General features: G+C 36.3%; 12 protein-coding genes and 1 CRISPR repeat array (1 of these 13 running past the window's edge). Of the genes, 7 read left to right on the top strand and 5 right to left on the bottom strand.

Translation table 11 applies throughout. The features are described 5' to 3' along the window. Positions 1 to 185: 185 nt before the first annotated feature. The 3 genes from BQ2683_RS07270 to BQ2683_RS07260 form a co-directional block, all read right to left on the bottom strand. On the bottom strand, positions 186 to 3,335 hold the full coding sequence (locus tag BQ2683_RS07270; protein ID WP_069988347.1) for a glycosyl hydrolase: 3,150 nt from the start codon (positions 3,333 to 3,335) through the stop codon (positions 186 to 188). Positions 3,336 to 3,414: 79 nt separating this feature from the next. Then, on the bottom strand, positions 3,415 to 4,461 hold the full coding sequence (locus BQ2683_RS07265) for an AraC family transcriptional regulator (RefSeq protein WP_069988346.1): 1,047 nt from the start codon (positions 4,459 to 4,461) through the stop codon (positions 3,415 to 3,417). A gap of 345 nt (positions 4,462 to 4,806) precedes the next feature. Further along, positions 4,807 to 5,583 carry a DeoR/GlpR family DNA-binding transcription regulator gene (locus BQ2683_RS07260; RefSeq protein ID WP_069988345.1) on the bottom strand — a complete coding sequence of 259 codons (777 nt, stop codon included), beginning with the start codon at positions 5,581 to 5,583 and terminating at the stop codon, positions 4,807 to 4,809. Between the two features lie 394 nt (positions 5,584 to 5,977). On the opposite strand from BQ2683_RS07260, the gene spoIIID reads away from it, so the two are divergent. Beyond that, a complete protein-coding gene (gene spoIIID, locus BQ2683_RS07255) occupies positions 5,978 to 6,226 on the top strand; it encodes a sporulation transcriptional regulator SpoIIID (protein WP_069988344.1) in 249 nt (82 codons plus the stop codon). A gap of 111 nt (positions 6,227 to 6,337) precedes the next feature. On the opposite strand, the gene BQ2683_RS07250 is transcribed toward spoIIID, so the two are convergent. After that, complete coding sequence (locus tag BQ2683_RS07250) at positions 6,338 to 7,732, bottom strand: MATE family efflux transporter (protein WP_338061265.1); 1,395 nt, start codon at positions 7,730 to 7,732, stop codon at positions 6,338 to 6,340. Positions 7,733 to 7,977: 245 nt separating this feature from the next. On the opposite strand from BQ2683_RS07250, the gene BQ2683_RS07245 reads away from it, so the two are divergent. The 4 genes from BQ2683_RS07245 to BQ2683_RS07230 all read left to right on the top strand — a co-directional run bounded on the left by BQ2683_RS07245 (position 7,978) and on the right by BQ2683_RS07230 (position 11,126). Continuing rightward, on the top strand, positions 7,978 to 8,796 hold the full coding sequence (locus BQ2683_RS07245; protein ID WP_235843900.1) for a M15 family metallopeptidase: 819 nt from the start codon (positions 7,978 to 7,980) through the stop codon (positions 8,794 to 8,796). Between the two features lie 42 nt (positions 8,797 to 8,838). Continuing rightward, the gene (locus tag BQ2683_RS07240) at positions 8,839 to 9,384 is read left to right on the top strand and encodes a GNAT family N-acetyltransferase (RefSeq protein ID WP_268873771.1); all 546 of its coding nucleotides are present in this window, start codon (positions 8,839 to 8,841) and stop codon (positions 9,382 to 9,384) included. 401 nt (positions 9,385 to 9,785) lie between these two features. Beyond that, on the top strand, positions 9,786 to 10,298 hold the full coding sequence (locus BQ2683_RS07235; RefSeq protein WP_069988343.1) for a ferritin: 513 nt from the start codon (positions 9,786 to 9,788) through the stop codon (positions 10,296 to 10,298). Positions 10,299 to 10,334: 36 nt separating this feature from the next. Continuing rightward, on the top strand, positions 10,335 to 11,126 hold the full coding sequence (locus BQ2683_RS07230) for a ZIP family metal transporter (protein WP_069988342.1): 792 nt from the start codon (positions 10,335 to 10,337) through the stop codon (positions 11,124 to 11,126). Positions 11,127 to 11,190: 64 nt separating this feature from the next. Here BQ2683_RS07230 and BQ2683_RS07225 read toward each other — a convergent pair whose 3' ends face one another. Then, a complete protein-coding gene (locus BQ2683_RS07225; RefSeq protein WP_069988341.1) occupies positions 11,191 to 12,672 on the bottom strand; it encodes an N-6 DNA methylase in 1,482 nt (493 codons plus the stop codon). Between the two features lie 194 nt (positions 12,673 to 12,866). Here BQ2683_RS07225 and BQ2683_RS13640 point away from each other — a divergent pair, with 194 nt between their 5' ends. Continuing rightward, positions 12,867 to 13,508: a hypothetical protein gene (locus BQ2683_RS13640; protein ID WP_069988340.1), complete on the top strand. Its 642-nt coding sequence runs from the start codon at positions 12,867 to 12,869 to the stop codon at positions 13,506 to 13,508. Positions 13,509 to 13,592: 84 nt separating this feature from the next. Beyond that, positions 13,593 to 14,558 carry an alpha/beta hydrolase gene (locus tag BQ2683_RS07215; RefSeq protein WP_069988339.1) on the top strand — a complete coding sequence of 322 codons (966 nt, stop codon included), beginning with the start codon at positions 13,593 to 13,595 and terminating at the stop codon, positions 14,556 to 14,558. A 527-nt stretch (positions 14,559 to 15,085) separates the two neighbouring features. After that, a CRISPR array of direct repeats spans positions 15,086 to 15,301; the repeat unit is 32 nt; unit sequence GTTACAATACACACCCGCCAGGGTACGGAAAT (it continues 277 nt past the right edge of the window).

Here is a 15,301-nt window from a genome sequence, read left to right as displayed (position 1 = left end):
CAACTCAAAATTATTTTCATACTAGCAAATATGACATACCAATCTACGTATTCTTGCGATATTTTCATGGTTTTTAAGTTTTAAGTAATCATAATTTTTGGATATCCCATCTAACTTATTTATCAAAATAAGTACAACAAAAATAAGGCTCAAAATTGAGCCTTATTTTTATTTAGAAAATGTTTTTATTTGCGTTTTTTGAAAACGGTAAGGATAGTTGTTCCAGCAATCCCTGCAAATACAATACCAAACAATACATTGGTATCGCCTGTTTGTGGAATAGAAGGATTAACCGGATTGGTTGGATCAACTGGATTTGGACTAATTGCCGGTTGAATTGCCACTACTTTATACGGGGAAATTGTAGTTGTACCAATAATCCCATATTCTTTTGGATCGCCATTTGTTCCAACAGCGTTCTGTAAAGAAGAAGCTACCACTACAGTCAAAGTATTTTCCCCTTCTTTTAAATAACCACCCAAATCAATTTCTTTGGTTACCTGGTTTGCGGCAGGCAATTTCTCTCCATTTAAATATACTTGAAAGGTTTCCCCAATTGCTTCAAAGGAAAGGGTTGCTCCATATCGCTCCACATTCTTCATGGTAAAGGTTGTAGTATAGGTCCCAATACCAGAAACATCTTTGCCTACTTCTGGAATCTCACTCCAAGCTACTGCCTCTGTCTGATCATGGTAGATGATATCTTTTGCAGTTACTGCCGCATCATTTGGATCTCCTGATGTCCAACTTTCTACCTGTAAATTCCATTCATGAATTGGAGTGGATGCAGGAACATCAGTACATTCTTCGCTATACAATTTTCCATCATTTGTTTGTACTGAATAACTTCCATTTTGCTCAATATGGGCAACTAAAACACCGTCCTGGTAAGTAACAGCGGTATTGCTATCTACAGCATGGACATCATATCCTGTTCCAAAAGCAGAACCAATCCCAAACAAAATGGCATCATTGCCCGCTAATGTAATTGTAGTTGTAACAGTAGAACCATCCGTGATATAGTTTGCAAGTGGAAGAATTTCCCCTGTCCAAGTATCTAGGACAAATGGTGCTCCATCTCCTTGCATCGTTACGGTTACAGACTGTTCTTCTTCTGATGTATTATAGAAGAAATAAATTTCCCCATCTTCCATAGAACGATGGATTGGCAAAATAGAGGTATCCTGTTCCGCTTTGTCTGCGGATGGAACAACCCCCAATTGAGCCAAGGCGTTCCCTACCTTTTCAGTGGAGTCCACATGGATTACATTTTCTTTTTCCAGTAAAGTGTCCATCAATGCAGTAATCTCTGTATTATCCTCTGTATAAGAAGTAGAGATACATGGCAGCTGGTTCGCAAATACTAACGCAAGGCCATTATCTGCAAATTCCACCAATTTTTTCATGGCATCTACCGAGATAGCGGTTTCATTATCAATGACCATTGCCTTGTAAGCTGGTCCATTTTCATTTAAAACGCCATTTGTAACTTTGGCAGAATCCATTGTTAACAATCCTGGAGTAAATAGTTGATAAGAATATCCTTGCGCTGTAATAGAACTACCGTCATAGAAAGGTCCACCGCCCTGAGCATTTCCTAAGCTTTCATATACAGCTACATCAGTTTTTTGAACTCCCTGCTGCAACGCATATTGGGTACGACGAAGATTTCCAGATAATTCATCAATCTGAGTCCATTGTGGATCACGGGAACTCCAAGTACCAGAACAGGAATTTCCAAAAGCATTAAAACCTGGCCATTGGGACTCTGGAGAATACATATAACTATAACCATGGAATACCAATGAGTTGACGCCAGCGGAATAATCTTTATACGCTGCTTTCATCATATCATCCCAAGCATATCCATAAGCTCCGCCTACGCTAAAGCTTGCACCAAATTCAGAAGTCAGCATAGAGGTGGTTCCTCCCATATCCCTGCCGGCTGCCAACATACTAAATCCGTCGAACTGGTCTGAAAATCCAATTGTTTCCCCTTCTGGAACAGTAACATTGGCAGCACATAATCCTGTATCAATACTGCCGCCATAAGTTTGGGTACGGAATCCCATACCAAAGGTTTGTTCTGCCCATTCCTTGATGGTTGCGATATGCTGGTTTAAATAACAGCTTGCCCAGGAATCAATCATATCCGCACGGATACGGTTGTATTTGTATTCCGTGTCATTGGCAATGACAAACGGAGCAGTAGATTCCAAATCAATTCCAGTGCTGTTCCGTTCGGAAGAATGCCCATTGGATGGAATCCCTAGTGTATATGGTAGAACATCCATCATATCATAGCCACAATTTTGGTTAAAAGTATCCACTAAACTGGAAGTCCAAATATTTTTTGCACTATAGCTAAAATTGTCTTCAAAGAAATTCCCACCTACTTCTTTTAGCAACTGAGTAATTTCATCATCCATAACATGTTCCTCAAAATATCGGATAAATTCTTCCACACCAGCGGTATTATACATATCCAAACAATAGCCAGTATATCCTGTATCCGGATTGTTATAAGTGCTGTATTTAATCGTTGCGCCGGTGGAATGCTCATAGACTTCCATCACTACGTAATGATCATCTGGAGCGGTAAAATGATATTTTCCATTTTCATCTGGTTCCAAACGGGTTAAGGTGCTGTCATCAACCGCATATTGCGTCCATGTGGTTGTAGTAACATTATCGCCATAACCAGATGTTTTACTGCATTCCTTGGTACTCTCAAATTTTGCAGCATATACACCCAACAAATTAACAGAAGCGTTACTCTGTGTGATTTCTACATAATCCCTCTGCAAATCCGTGTATTCCTGCCCCGCTTTTAATTCAGTTACTGAGTAAACAGCTTCTTTCATCACAGCGTCGCTTTCCAAGCCAACTTCATCCGAAGCGGCAGGCCAATGGGGTCCCATGGTAACATCTACTGTCATCCCATATTTTTTCGCAGATTTCAATACCTGGCGCAAGGTTTCTTTCCAATAGGAGCTCCCAAACAGATAACTTTCAGTTCCATCCCCTTGTTCCAAAGTCTCGTATTCGCTATCGGTTAGGTGTTCATACACATTCGCTACTTCTACTGTACTATACCCCGCATCGGACAGTTCCTTCATTTCACGGTCAATCTCCTGCAATAGTTCAGGAGAGGACGCTGGATAACCGGATGGAATCCAATACCTTACCTTTAACATCGAATTTTCTTCTAATGGATTGGCAAATGTAGTGGCAAAATTGGACTGTTGTGCCGATACTGGTATCGTAGTAGAAATACAAGTAGCTACCATAGCAACAGACAACAAAGCCGCCAACATTTTACGTATGCGTTTCATTCTTTTTTTCCTCCTTAATTTAGAATATAGTAGCAATTATTTTTTGTTGCTATAATTTATTTTAGCAAAAACAACCAATTTATTTTAGTGGATTTTTTATGTTATTTTTGGCTTTTTTTAAGGTATTGTTCTGTTTTCGATATTGGTTAGGAGAAACTCCATATTTTTGTTTAAATACACGGTAAAAATGGCTAACATCTGTATAGCCTACAAGTTCAACTACCTGGTCAATTGGCAATGAAGAATAGCCAAGATACCGGCAGGCGTATTGTAAGCGGATTTCCTGTAACAAGGTAGAAAATTTTTTTTGGAATTGCTGTTGTATCAGTTTGGAAAGATAGCTTGGGGTATAATGAAAAAATTCCGCCATTGAAGACAATGTAGCTGTACTGTAATTTTGTTCCAAATATGTTTCGATCTGCACCATCAATTGGTAAGAATCCGTCTCACCTAATTCTCTATTCTGCTGCTTATGCATTCTGGAAAGTCTTGAGAATAATTCTGTTAATTTGGATTTAATAATACTTTGATAAAACTCCTGTTGACCAAAATATTCCTCAATCATACTATGGATTAAGGAGATCAAAACATTATCGCATTCAAAAAAGAGGTAAGGCTTTTGCTGCCGTACATTATATAGGGAATCCAGAAAAAACCGGCAGACTGGTTCAGATTCCGAAAACATCTGCAAAAAAATATTTTCTATTAATTCCCTCTTAATTAAAAAATTAAAGACAATATCTTGATGGTTCACAGTATCACAGCAGTGTTTTGCCTGGGGGGAAAGCAAAACAAGAGTATTTTCTGGCTGCTTAATGGTATATCCTTCTATTGTATTATGAAATGCCCCACGATAAACATAGCTCATCTCAAAAAAATCGTGGTTATGTGGATACTCGTTTTCTTTATGGTATTTCTTTTCTTCCCATGGACATCCATGCATCATAATAAAAATTGGACTTCCAAACACAAACCATTCTTCATCTGGTATGGTGCTGTAACCATATTTTTTATTTTGTTCTTCTGCTCTTTTGCGATTGTCAATTCCTCTGTCCGCCATTATCTTCTGATATTCCTGGATTTGTTTTTGTGCTGCCTGTAAGTAATTGTTAATATCCTGTATCACCTTTTACTCTCCTCCTTCCTTCTTATCATATCATAGAAAGTAAATGGATGGTAGGAGGGTTGGTTTGTCCAAATTTTGTTGTTTTGTTGATAATATATTTCACAAATTTAGTGGTTCACCTATTTAGCTTATTTCGCATATTTTAAATAGGTCTTATTTTCTATCTACATAGCAAAACGACATGATAAAAAACCAGAATTCTTTTATTTATGTACACTTATGGAGTAAGATAATCAAAAGTACCCTGTTTCACAGGAATAAAAACGATTCCTATGGAACAGGGTTTTCTTATACAAAAATAAAAAACTGCCTAATGTGAAATTTCACATTAGGCAGTTTTTTCATTTAATGATCATCTGCTGGATCGGGATAAATCAACTGGCAGCCATCCTGTTCAAACTGCTCCATATAATTCTGCGGAGGTTTTTGGTCAGTAATAATATAATCCAGTTTTTTAATATCACATGTCTTACTAAAAAACCGGTTTCCAAATTTGGTATGGTCACACAGTAAAACTTTGATTTCCGCTCGGTCTAACATTGCATCTTTATATCTAGACTGCCCTACAGTCGCCTCAGTAACACCATCTAACGTAAGGCCAGTACAGGAAATAAACGCAATATTGGCATAAAATCGAAAAATATCATCTATAGTATCGCTTCCTGTTGTACTCCCAGATTGTACTTCTATTTTTCCAGATGGAAAAAAGATATCCCAATTTGTCTGTTGGGAAAGCAACAATGCACAATTTAAACCATTGGTAATCACAGTTAATCCACAAATATGTAACAAACTGGATGCAGTATAATAAACGGTACTGCTACAATCTAAAAATACAGTACTACAATCCTTTACTAAGGTTGCAGCTAACTCGCCAATTCTACGTTTTCCATATATATTTTTGTTTTGCCGGATCGAAGCAGCTGGCTCGTTGCTATCGCTTTCGTATAAAACAGCTCCCCCATGCACTCTCCTGATTAAATGGCATTTTTCTAGGGTCGATAAATCTCGACGTATGGTAGCAGGGCTAGCATATAGCAGTTCGCAAAGCTGTTGTACAGTAACCGCCTTTTTCTCTTGGATATAATCTAAAATTTGACGATAACGTTGTGTTAAGACCAATGAACTTCCTCCTTAAATTTATTCCCTCTCTTTTCATTAAAACGATCAATTTGTTATGCAGAAAATAGTACTCATGATACAAGACGGTTTATAGTTGTAAAATTGACATTCTCAATCAACTATCCTATTTTATCCTGATATGCCATTACATAATTAGATAAAACGGTCAATTATACTGGTTACATTCACTATTTTGTACCAATTCGTCCCAAACTTATATCCTTATTATATAATTTAATGTAATATTTGTCAAATAAAATCATAAAAATATTACACAAAATTACGCTAATATTTTTTGTTATCTTTTTTGAAAAGCAGCCCTTCCCTTGCATACTATTACAACTTTTTACATAAATATGAATAAATGCAAACTGACAGGAAAGGGTGAAACCATGTGAACATCAATACAGATGACAGATGCGTCCTGCTAGGAAGATATATCGCCGAACATCGGGCAACAGTACGCACAACGGCAAAAGTATTTGGAATCAGTAAAAGTACCGTACATAAAGATGTATCTGAAAATTTAAAAAAGGTAAATCCACAACTATATAAGCAAGTGAAAAAAATCCTAGAAATCAATAAACAGGAACGGCACATTCGAGGAGGCATAGCTACCCGTAAAAAATATAAGGGAGTTTAATAAAATACCCTACTATAAAAATTCTAATATTGTATTTTTTTGACAAAAAGGTCAAATCAATGAAAAAACAAAAACAGGTATCAGTTAAATCAATCTGATACCTGTTTTTTATTAAGATAAGCTGCTATTTTGTGATTCGTATTTCCGATAAGTACATCTTAATAAAATATAAGCTACAACTGTAGCGATACATTCCGATATTGGGAAAGAAATCCAGATTCCTAAAGGCCCTATCCATTGGGATAACAGAAATCCTAGTGGAATAATAATTACAAATTGACGTAATAACGAAATAGTAAGAGACTCTTTTCCTTTTCCCAAAGCCTCAAAAGTACCAGAATATACCACCCCAACAGAAGAAACAAGAAATCCAAGGCTGATTACTTGCAACGCAACCACACCATATTCGATTAGTTTTGAATCGGAATTAAAAATAGTTAAAATCTGTTGTGGAAAAGCCAATGCCCCTATTGTTCCAATCAGCATAATAACGGCAACAATCAACAAACTGTAATTGACGGTTTTCTTGACACGATGGATTTCTCCTGCGCCATAATTATAGCTAACAATTGGACGCATCCCCTGTACAACACCGCTAGCAGGCATATAAATAAACGTTTGCAATTTAAAATAAATCCCCAATACAGCAACATATACTTGGTTAAACTGCGCCAAAATCCCATTTAATATTCCCACCAAAACCGATGGCAATGCCAACATAATCGAAGAAGGAATCCCTACAAAATAAATCTGTTTTATAATCGCTTTGTCAAAACACAGATATTTTCTATGAATTTGCACACTAATTCTTTTCTTTTTATAAACTATAATATATAAAAAGAAAGCGCAAATTTGCCCAATAACAGTAGCAACTGCAGCACCAGCTACTTCCATTTTAAGCACAAAAATAAAAATTGGATCTAAAATAATATTGATAATACATCCACTTCCCATTAAAAGCATGGTAGTTGTCATATCCCCAATTGCCTGGAAAATCTTTTCCATCGCAATTTGCAGTAATTGCCCAAAGGAGCAACATAATACAATATAGGTATACTGGCTTGCCCATTGCATAGTTTGGACATCTTTTGTAAACATACTTAAAAATGGATGGGTAATCAATAAGCCAAAAATAACAAATAAGACACAATGGATTAGTGTTAAAAACATTCCAATTGTCGCGGCCTTATTGGCATTCTCATATTTTTTCGCTCCCAGATTTATCGCGATGGCTGAGTTAATCCCCACACCAATACCAACTGAGACAGAAAGTAGTGCATTTTGTAAAGGAAACGCCAGCGAAACAGCTGTTAAGGCATCCGTCCCTAGCTTTGCTACATAAATACTATCCACAATATTATACAATGATTGGATAAACATGGAGAGCATCATCGGAACTGCCATAGAAACTAACATTCGAAAAACAGGCTTTGTCCGCATAAATTCCTGTTTTGTATCCACCAAATCAACATCCTTTCTTCTATAACCACTCAATAAAAAAGCCATATGTTTCCCTGTATCTTCAGGCATACATATGGTCTTTTATAATAATATTACTATAAAGATTGAAAAAGGTCAAGTAATTGGTTATAATGATATAAATAAAAATTTATTTGGTATACTATAACATGTCTTATAAACCGTTACAGATTATTGATAAAAAGGCTACAGCTTGGTCAGTTTTCCGCAAAGAACCCGTTATATCCATCTGATATTATTATAATATGATAAAAGAGATAGGAGGAACCATCGTGAGTCAATATCCTAGCCGTCCCCCAAAGAAAAAGAAAAAAAATAATAGCTCTAAAATTTTTTGGCCTATTGCAATGGTCATTACTGTTTGCGTCGCCGTATATTTTATTGGGACCAACTATCTAATTCATAATTTAGACCAAAAATTGGATATCCAAACATCCAGCCAATCCTCCCAAAATGACCAATCATCCAAGACACAACAATCGGAATCCAATTCTACCAAAGATACCCAAGATTGGAAGCTGACTCTCGTAAACCAAAACAATTTAATTCCAGAAAACTATACAATAGAAGTAACCGAATTAAATAATGGACAAGCTATTGATAAACGCGCCTACCCTTATTTACAGGAAATGATGGACGATGCTCGAGCAGCGGGATTATCCCCTATCATCTGTTCTTCCTACCGCAGTATGGAAAAGCAAACCCGACTGTTTGACGAACAGGTAAAAGGCTTACAAAACCAAGGAAAAGATTATGTAGACGCAGTAGCGGAAGCGAAAACAGCTGTTGCCTATCCTGGCACCAGTGAACATCAATTGGGGTTAGCGGTAGATATTGTTTCAGAAGATTATCAATTATTGGATGAAAAGCAGGAAGAAACCCCAGAATATATCTGGCTATCCAAAAATTGCAGTAAATATGGGTTTATTGTCCGGTATCCAAACGGAAAAACTGATATTACAGGCGTTATTTATGAGCCATGGCACTTCCGTTATGTTGGAAAAGAAGCTGCACAGGAAATTATGAGCAAAGGGATCTGCTTAGAAGAATACTTGGAAGGTTCCTCTTCTTCCAGCTCAGCGAAAAGCTAACTATGCTCTGGTTTTAAACGAAAAATAAAAGAAGATGATTGCATGGAACTTGAAATTAGAAAACTGAGAAAAAAGGACGCTAAAAAAGCGATTGAATTTGCTATTGTGGGTATGCATTTTAATTGGTACATGGACAACAAATTATTACTAAATTTGTATGGACGATACTTTTGGTATTTAGAAGTGACCCGTGCCACACAGATCATTGCTGTATACGCAGGAGACCAATTAGCTGGGATATTGCTTGCGGAAATAAAAGGAGAACACAAAAAATACTCTTCATTTTGGAAATCGTGTTATATTAAGGCCTTCCATCTTTTACAAAATCTTTTTGTAAAAGGCGGTGTGGATGTTTATAATCAGGCAAATAAAGAAATGTTTTTGCAGTATTGCCATAATAACAATCCAGATGGTGAGATTATCTTCCTGGCGGCAAACCCGAACATAAAAGCCAAAGGTATTGGTAGCATTCTACTCGCTGAATTAGAACGCAGGGAAAAAGGGAAAAAATTATATTTATATACTGACAACGCCTGCACTTATCAATTTTATGAACACAGAGGATTTGAATGTGTTGGAAAAAAATAAATTGTGTTAAAATTAGGATACAAAAGGGTACCACTCCAATGTTTTTTATATAGTAAAACTATTGGTAAATAGTTAAAAAAGTAATACCTGTTTTTTAAGATTTAAAAGCTATAATAGGTGTTACTTTTTTATTTAGGTATATTATAATTTCAATTTATATGATTTAGTAGAGAAATCAGCGTTTTAATGAAAATAAGTAAAATTTAAATTATCAATATCCAATATTTTATTCTATGTTTCTCTTTATGATAAAATAATGTAATTTATCCTTTTTAACATCAAAAATAGGAGCCATTATTGACATTGCTATATCATAGTGATATGATATGTTTAAGAGAAAAATTAGTTTTCCTCTTAGAATAATGATTTTATTTGAAAAATTAGAAAGAAGGCATTTGTTTATGTTAAACCAAAAAGTAGTAGCATTATTAAATGACCAGGTGAATAAAGAGTTTTTTTCCGCTTATTTGTACTTAGATTTTTCTAATTTTTATGAGGATAAAGGATTAGAAGGATTTGCTAATTGGTATAAAGTACAGGCACAAGAAGAAAGAGACCATGCCATGCTGTTTTATCAATACCTGCAGAATAACAACGAAAAGGTTCAATTAGAGGCAATTGCGAAGCCCGATCAAACTTTAGTTGAATTAATGGATCCATTAAAAGCAGGATTACAACATGAAGAATATGTAACAGGTTTGATTTACAATATATACGCTGCGGCGCAAGAGGTACATGATTTCCGCACCATGCAGTTTTTAGATTGGTTTATTAAAGAACAAGGCGAAGAAGAAACCAATGCCCATGATTTAATTACAAAAATGGATTTATTTGGAAATGATCCAAAAAGCCTTTATATGCTGGATAATGAATTAAAATCCCGTGTATACGCAGCGCCTTCCTTGGTATTATAAAAAAATTTTTGAAAGTATAATAGAAAAGAGGCGATTATGAATACTGCGATTACATGGGCTGCTATCGGCACAGGTTTTACCTTTTTAATGACAACATTAGGTTCGGCATTGGTATTTTTCTTTAAAAACGCAATTAATCCTAAAATACAACGGATTTTTCTTGGTTTTGCCGCTGGAGTAATGATAGCGGCATCTGTATGGAGTTTGTTAATACCCGCAATTGATCAAGCGGAAGCTTCGGGTGTTCCCGGCTGGCTACCTGCTGCTGGTGGTTTTATTTTAGGAATTGCCTTTTTAATGTTAATGGATACCTTGCTTCCTCATTTACATCCAGGCTCTGTTTCTCCAGAGGGGCATTCTTCTTCCTGGAAAAGAACCACCTTGTTGGTAATGGCAGTTACTTTACATAATATTCCAGAAGGAATGGCTGTTGGATTATCTTTTGCGTTAGCCGCACAAAATGATCCTTCCGCTTCCATTTCAGCCGCAATGGCCTTAGCCTTGGGAATTGGAATTCAAAATTTTCCAGAAGGCGCCGCCATTTCGTTACCGTTACGTCAGGAAGGAGTTTCTAGAATCAGGTCATTTGTATACGGAAGCCTATCCGGCATTGTAGAACCGATTTTCGGAATCTTAGTTGTGTTGGTAGCGGGATTTTTACAGCCTGTTATGCCTTGGTTATTAAGCTTTGCAGCCGGTGCAATGGTATATGTTGTTGTAGAAGAATTAATTCCCGAAGCGCATTTGGGAGAACACTCCAATGTTGGAACCCTAGGTGTTATGGGTGGATTCCTTGTGATGATGATTTTAGATGTTGCGTTGGGATAATAAATTTTAATAACAGAAAAACACCTTACTATTTTTATCGTAAGGTGTTTTTTATTACAAAAATTTATTCTGTAAGTTCTAACTGCCCTAACTCCTGTTCATAAAAGTGAATTTGCTCTAATAAAGTTTGATGTTGCGCCAAAAAATCTGCCTGTTGGGAAAGGGTTGGTAAATAAAAAATTTGATTTTGAATCATAGATTGGGTAATGTATTGTTGTCCCCCACCACGTCTTTTGTTTTGAAAATGGGCGGAGTACAATAACAAAAAAAGGAAATCAGGTATCACTTTTTCTCGGTCTGGTTCTACCCAAATGGCATTATTGGAAAGGAATCCTGGCTGGCAAGTCCAATACACGTTTCCACAAAAGTTCCCTACACGACCGATAACAATTCCGGTACTTTGCGGAATATTACAAGTATTTGTACTGCCATAGATCCCACCAGCGCCATAGCAGGGATATTTTCCATTTTTATGGTCAGTAGGACATAAATCCCCTGTTTTTAAATGGGCTAGTGATTTTCCCATTTCTTTGGTAGGCTGGATATGCCCACAATAGAGCAACAATTCACATTCTAAAAGGCCATAGCCAGTTTGAATTAATTTTTTCAATTGGCCTTTTCTGGTGGAAACACACTGGGCAGTATTGAAGATACTGGTTTGACCGTAATGATCTTCGTATAAACGAGAATCCTGATTTTTTTGTAGTTCGCTCCATAATGCGTGTAAAGATTTTTTTCGGGATGGAATTTCCTCAAAGTCAAACGATTTTGAAGGGATATACTCTTCTGGGAGAAAACAATATTGGTGTTCTTCTAATTCTTGTTGTTCTAATTGCCAGTTTGGTTCCGAAGAACGATATAATTTGAGAAAACTGTTTATATTCTTTTTATTACGGAAATCGTATAACGGAATCTTCTTAGCTGGCGCTGTTTTGGAAAAATATAAAACAGAAGTAAAAATTTCAGAAGTAGAAAGGATTGATTTCGGCAATAAAATGATAGATTGCAAATGGTGATTTAACGAAATATTTTTTCTAAGCTGGATATTATCAAAAGATTGACGCCCCAAAAATCCGTTGGGGAGAAAAGCAGTACAGAATCCACCCTCTTTTAGACAATTTAACGCATGGGATAAAAACAGATTTTCCAAACGTTCTTTCTTTTTTTCAATATTAGAATAACCAAATGGAGGGTTTAACATAACGTAATCAAAAGTTTCTGTTATGCCTTGCATCCATTCTGTTAAAGGGATGTTTTTGATTTCCAGTTGATCCGATTTCATATTGCAACAAAAAATTGTTTCCGTTTTTGGATTCCAGCTTTCTATCCTCATCTCAGTACCTTGCTCTAACTGCCTCCAATAAAATGAAGTTTGGGCTATTATTTTGTTAGTTCCGTAGTATGGATTTAAAATCTCTTTTATCGGATTTAATGGAAATAGTAGTAATTCCGTAACCTGCTCAGGAATATTTCCACAGAGGGCGTTCTCTTTATGATTCTGCTCTAAATAAGATGCATAGATAGCGGATAAATAATTTAAGTTCAAGTGACTCACCTCTGTACGATCTCAAAATTTATATCTATATATATTATATCTTATGATTTTGTTAGAATCAATAAATATATCATTTTAAAGTTTATATAAAACATAAATGTCGTTTTTTGTAGATTTCGATTCAAATTAATGGTATAATATAAATAAATAAAAAGTTGAAAAATTATAAAAAGAAGGTGCTATCAATGAAAAGAAAGCAACATAGAATTATAGCCTTTATTTTGGCTTTTATCACGGTAATACTCATGGGATGTTCTAGCACATCATATCACAACGATTTAACAGAAAAACCTGTTATTTATCTTTATCCTGAGGATATAACAGAAGTATCCGTCCAGTTAGAATACAGCGGTGAGTTAACCTGTAGCTATCCTCAATATCAAAATGGCTGGAATGTAACTGCTTATCCGGATGGGAAACTCATAAATCATTCGGATAAAAAGGAGTATTCCTATCTGTTTTGGGAAGGCGTTGACCAAATCCAATATGATATGAGGAAAGGATTTGTGGTTAAAGGAGAAGATACCGCTAATTTTTTAAGGGAAAAATTGGAGTATATAGGACTGACTCCCTCAGAATACAACGAGTTTATTGTGTATTGGCTCCCTAAAATGCAGGATAACCCCTATAATCTGATTACATTTCAGGGGGAAACTTACACGGAAAACGCCAAACTGAATATTACACCAGAGCCAGACAGTATACTAAGGGTTTTTATGGTGTATCAACCATTGGAAAATCCTATTTTAGTGGAGGAACCAATCTTGCAACCTATGAAAAGACAAGGATTTACAGTGGTAGAATGGGGCGGTACAAGGATAGCATAGAAGGGATTGAGTTCACACTTTTTCACATGAATTCGTATATCGGAATAGATTAAAACAAGATCTATTTTGGAAAGGTGTGACCATATGAACCGGCGTATACCATTAGAAAAAGCTGCTGAACAGATTTGCATAGAAAATTCCAATCCACCATTTATTTTCCAGCTTCCACCTGAACAAGGAAGAAAAATTTTGGATAAAGTACAGGATACCCCTGTATATAAATTTCCTGCTCATATTACAAAACTGGAAGTAAATGCTGGATATTGGGGAAAAATTAACGTTTACCTTATTGTGCCTGAGGAACTTTTGGATCCCGCAAATGTCATTTTATATTTACATGGCGCTGGATGGGTATTTGGCAATCTACATACTCATGAAAAACTCGTGCGGGAATTAGCTGCACGAACCCGTTCAGTTGTTGTGTTTCCAGAATACAATCGAGCCCCTGAAGCGAAATATCCAATTGCCATAGAGCAATGCTATGCTACCTTATGCCAATTAACCCAAATTACGGAACAGGTTCATATCAAGATGAACCCTAATACACTGACTGTAGCTGGAGATAGCGCAGGAGGAAATTTAGCTATTGCTATGACAATCTTAGCAAAGCGACGGAACGGTCCAAAGATACAAAAACAACTATTGTATTACCCGGTGACAAATGCCCGTTTCGATACTAGTACATATCAAAAATTTGCCTGTGGCTATTATCTTTACCGTACTGGTATGAAATGGTTTTGGAGCCAATACGCAAATTTTGAATCAGACCGAAAAGAAACTACAGCATCCCCTTTACGATCGACTATTGCGGAATTGAAAGGCCTTCCAACCGCAATGATAATCAATGGGGAAGCAGATGTTTTGCGGGATGATGGAGAAGGATATGCGAAAAAACTTCGGATTGCCGGAGTAGAGGTAACCTCCATTCGGATACAGGGTACGATTCATGACTTTGTGATGTTAAATGCCTTGGACCAGACTGATGCCTGTCGCACCGCAATGGATGCGTCTACTGCTTGGATTAATCGGAAAAATTGTGAAAACAATTGAATTATGATTCTTATCTTAAGCCTTTTTTGCAAATGGACAAAAAGGGCTTTATTTTATAAAAATCACCAATGATATCCAAGGAGGAGTTCCATAAAAATTCCCAATTTCACTATTGAGCATAGCAAGCTGTCCATAGTCTAATAATGGAAAATTTCCAGCAGAGCAACGCTTCCTCCTCACAAGACATGTAACACACCTTAGCAGTGGATAATTAAACCGTAAAAACTAAAAAATATAGCTGGATAGAATCGTCTATCAAAAATTGCTTGCACTTTTTAACATTTAAGATTATAATAAACAGAGATAAAATTTTTGATTAAATAAAGATTATTATATCCAATTTTAAACATCATTGCCAGTGCGAATGGTAAGTAACCATAAAAAATACGTATTGTTCGCACTAGCTATAACTTGTAGCTTTGTGAGTAACAAGTCGATTTATTTAGGTTAAAAGGAAAGTGGAAATGATCAAGTTCGCACTATAATGGCTGTGAACCCCCGAAAATCAAGGGCGCATTCATGCCGCAGTTACAATACACACCCGCCAGGGTACGGAAATTTCTTCCGTTAGTTTATGACCAATTTCTCTTTTTGTTACAATACACACCCGCCAGGGTACGGAAATCATTATTCGCATCCTCCTTTTGCTGATCTGTAAGTTACAATACACACCCGCCAGGGTACGGAAATAGCTCTATGTATAACCCATGATATGCACCACGGGGTTACAATACACACCCGCC

The sequence above is a fragment of the Massilioclostridium coli genome, assembly GCF_900095865.1.
GTDB lineage: Bacteria > Bacillota > Clostridia > Oscillospirales > Ruminococcaceae > Massilioclostridium > Massilioclostridium facile.
The sequence above is the reverse complement of the archived record's forward strand: the minus strand, read 5'-3'. Positions and strand labels throughout refer to the sequence as shown.

Excerpts from the sequence above, each read along its gene's own strand:
- BQ2683_RS07270 (WP_069988347.1), bottom strand. The coding sequence starts at position 3,335 with ATGAAACGCATACGTAAAATGTTGGCGGCTTTGTTGTCTGTTGCTATG.
- BQ2683_RS07250 (WP_338061265.1), bottom strand. The coding sequence starts at position 7,732 with ATGGCTTTTTTATTGAGTGGTTATAGAAGAAAGGATGTTGATTTGGTG.
- BQ2683_RS07240 (WP_268873771.1), top strand. The coding sequence starts at position 8,839 with ATGGAACTTGAAATTAGAAAACTGAGAAAAAAGGACGCTAAAAAAGCG.
- BQ2683_RS07235 (WP_069988343.1), top strand. The coding sequence starts at position 9,786 with ATGTTAAACCAAAAAGTAGTAGCATTATTAAATGACCAGGTGAATAAA.
- BQ2683_RS07230 (WP_069988342.1), top strand. The coding sequence starts at position 10,335 with ATGAATACTGCGATTACATGGGCTGCTATCGGCACAGGTTTTACCTTT.
- BQ2683_RS13640 (WP_069988340.1), top strand. The coding sequence starts at position 12,867 with ATGAAAAGAAAGCAACATAGAATTATAGCCTTTATTTTGGCTTTTATC.
- BQ2683_RS07215 (WP_069988339.1), top strand. The coding sequence starts at position 13,593 with ATGAACCGGCGTATACCATTAGAAAAAGCTGCTGAACAGATTTGCATA.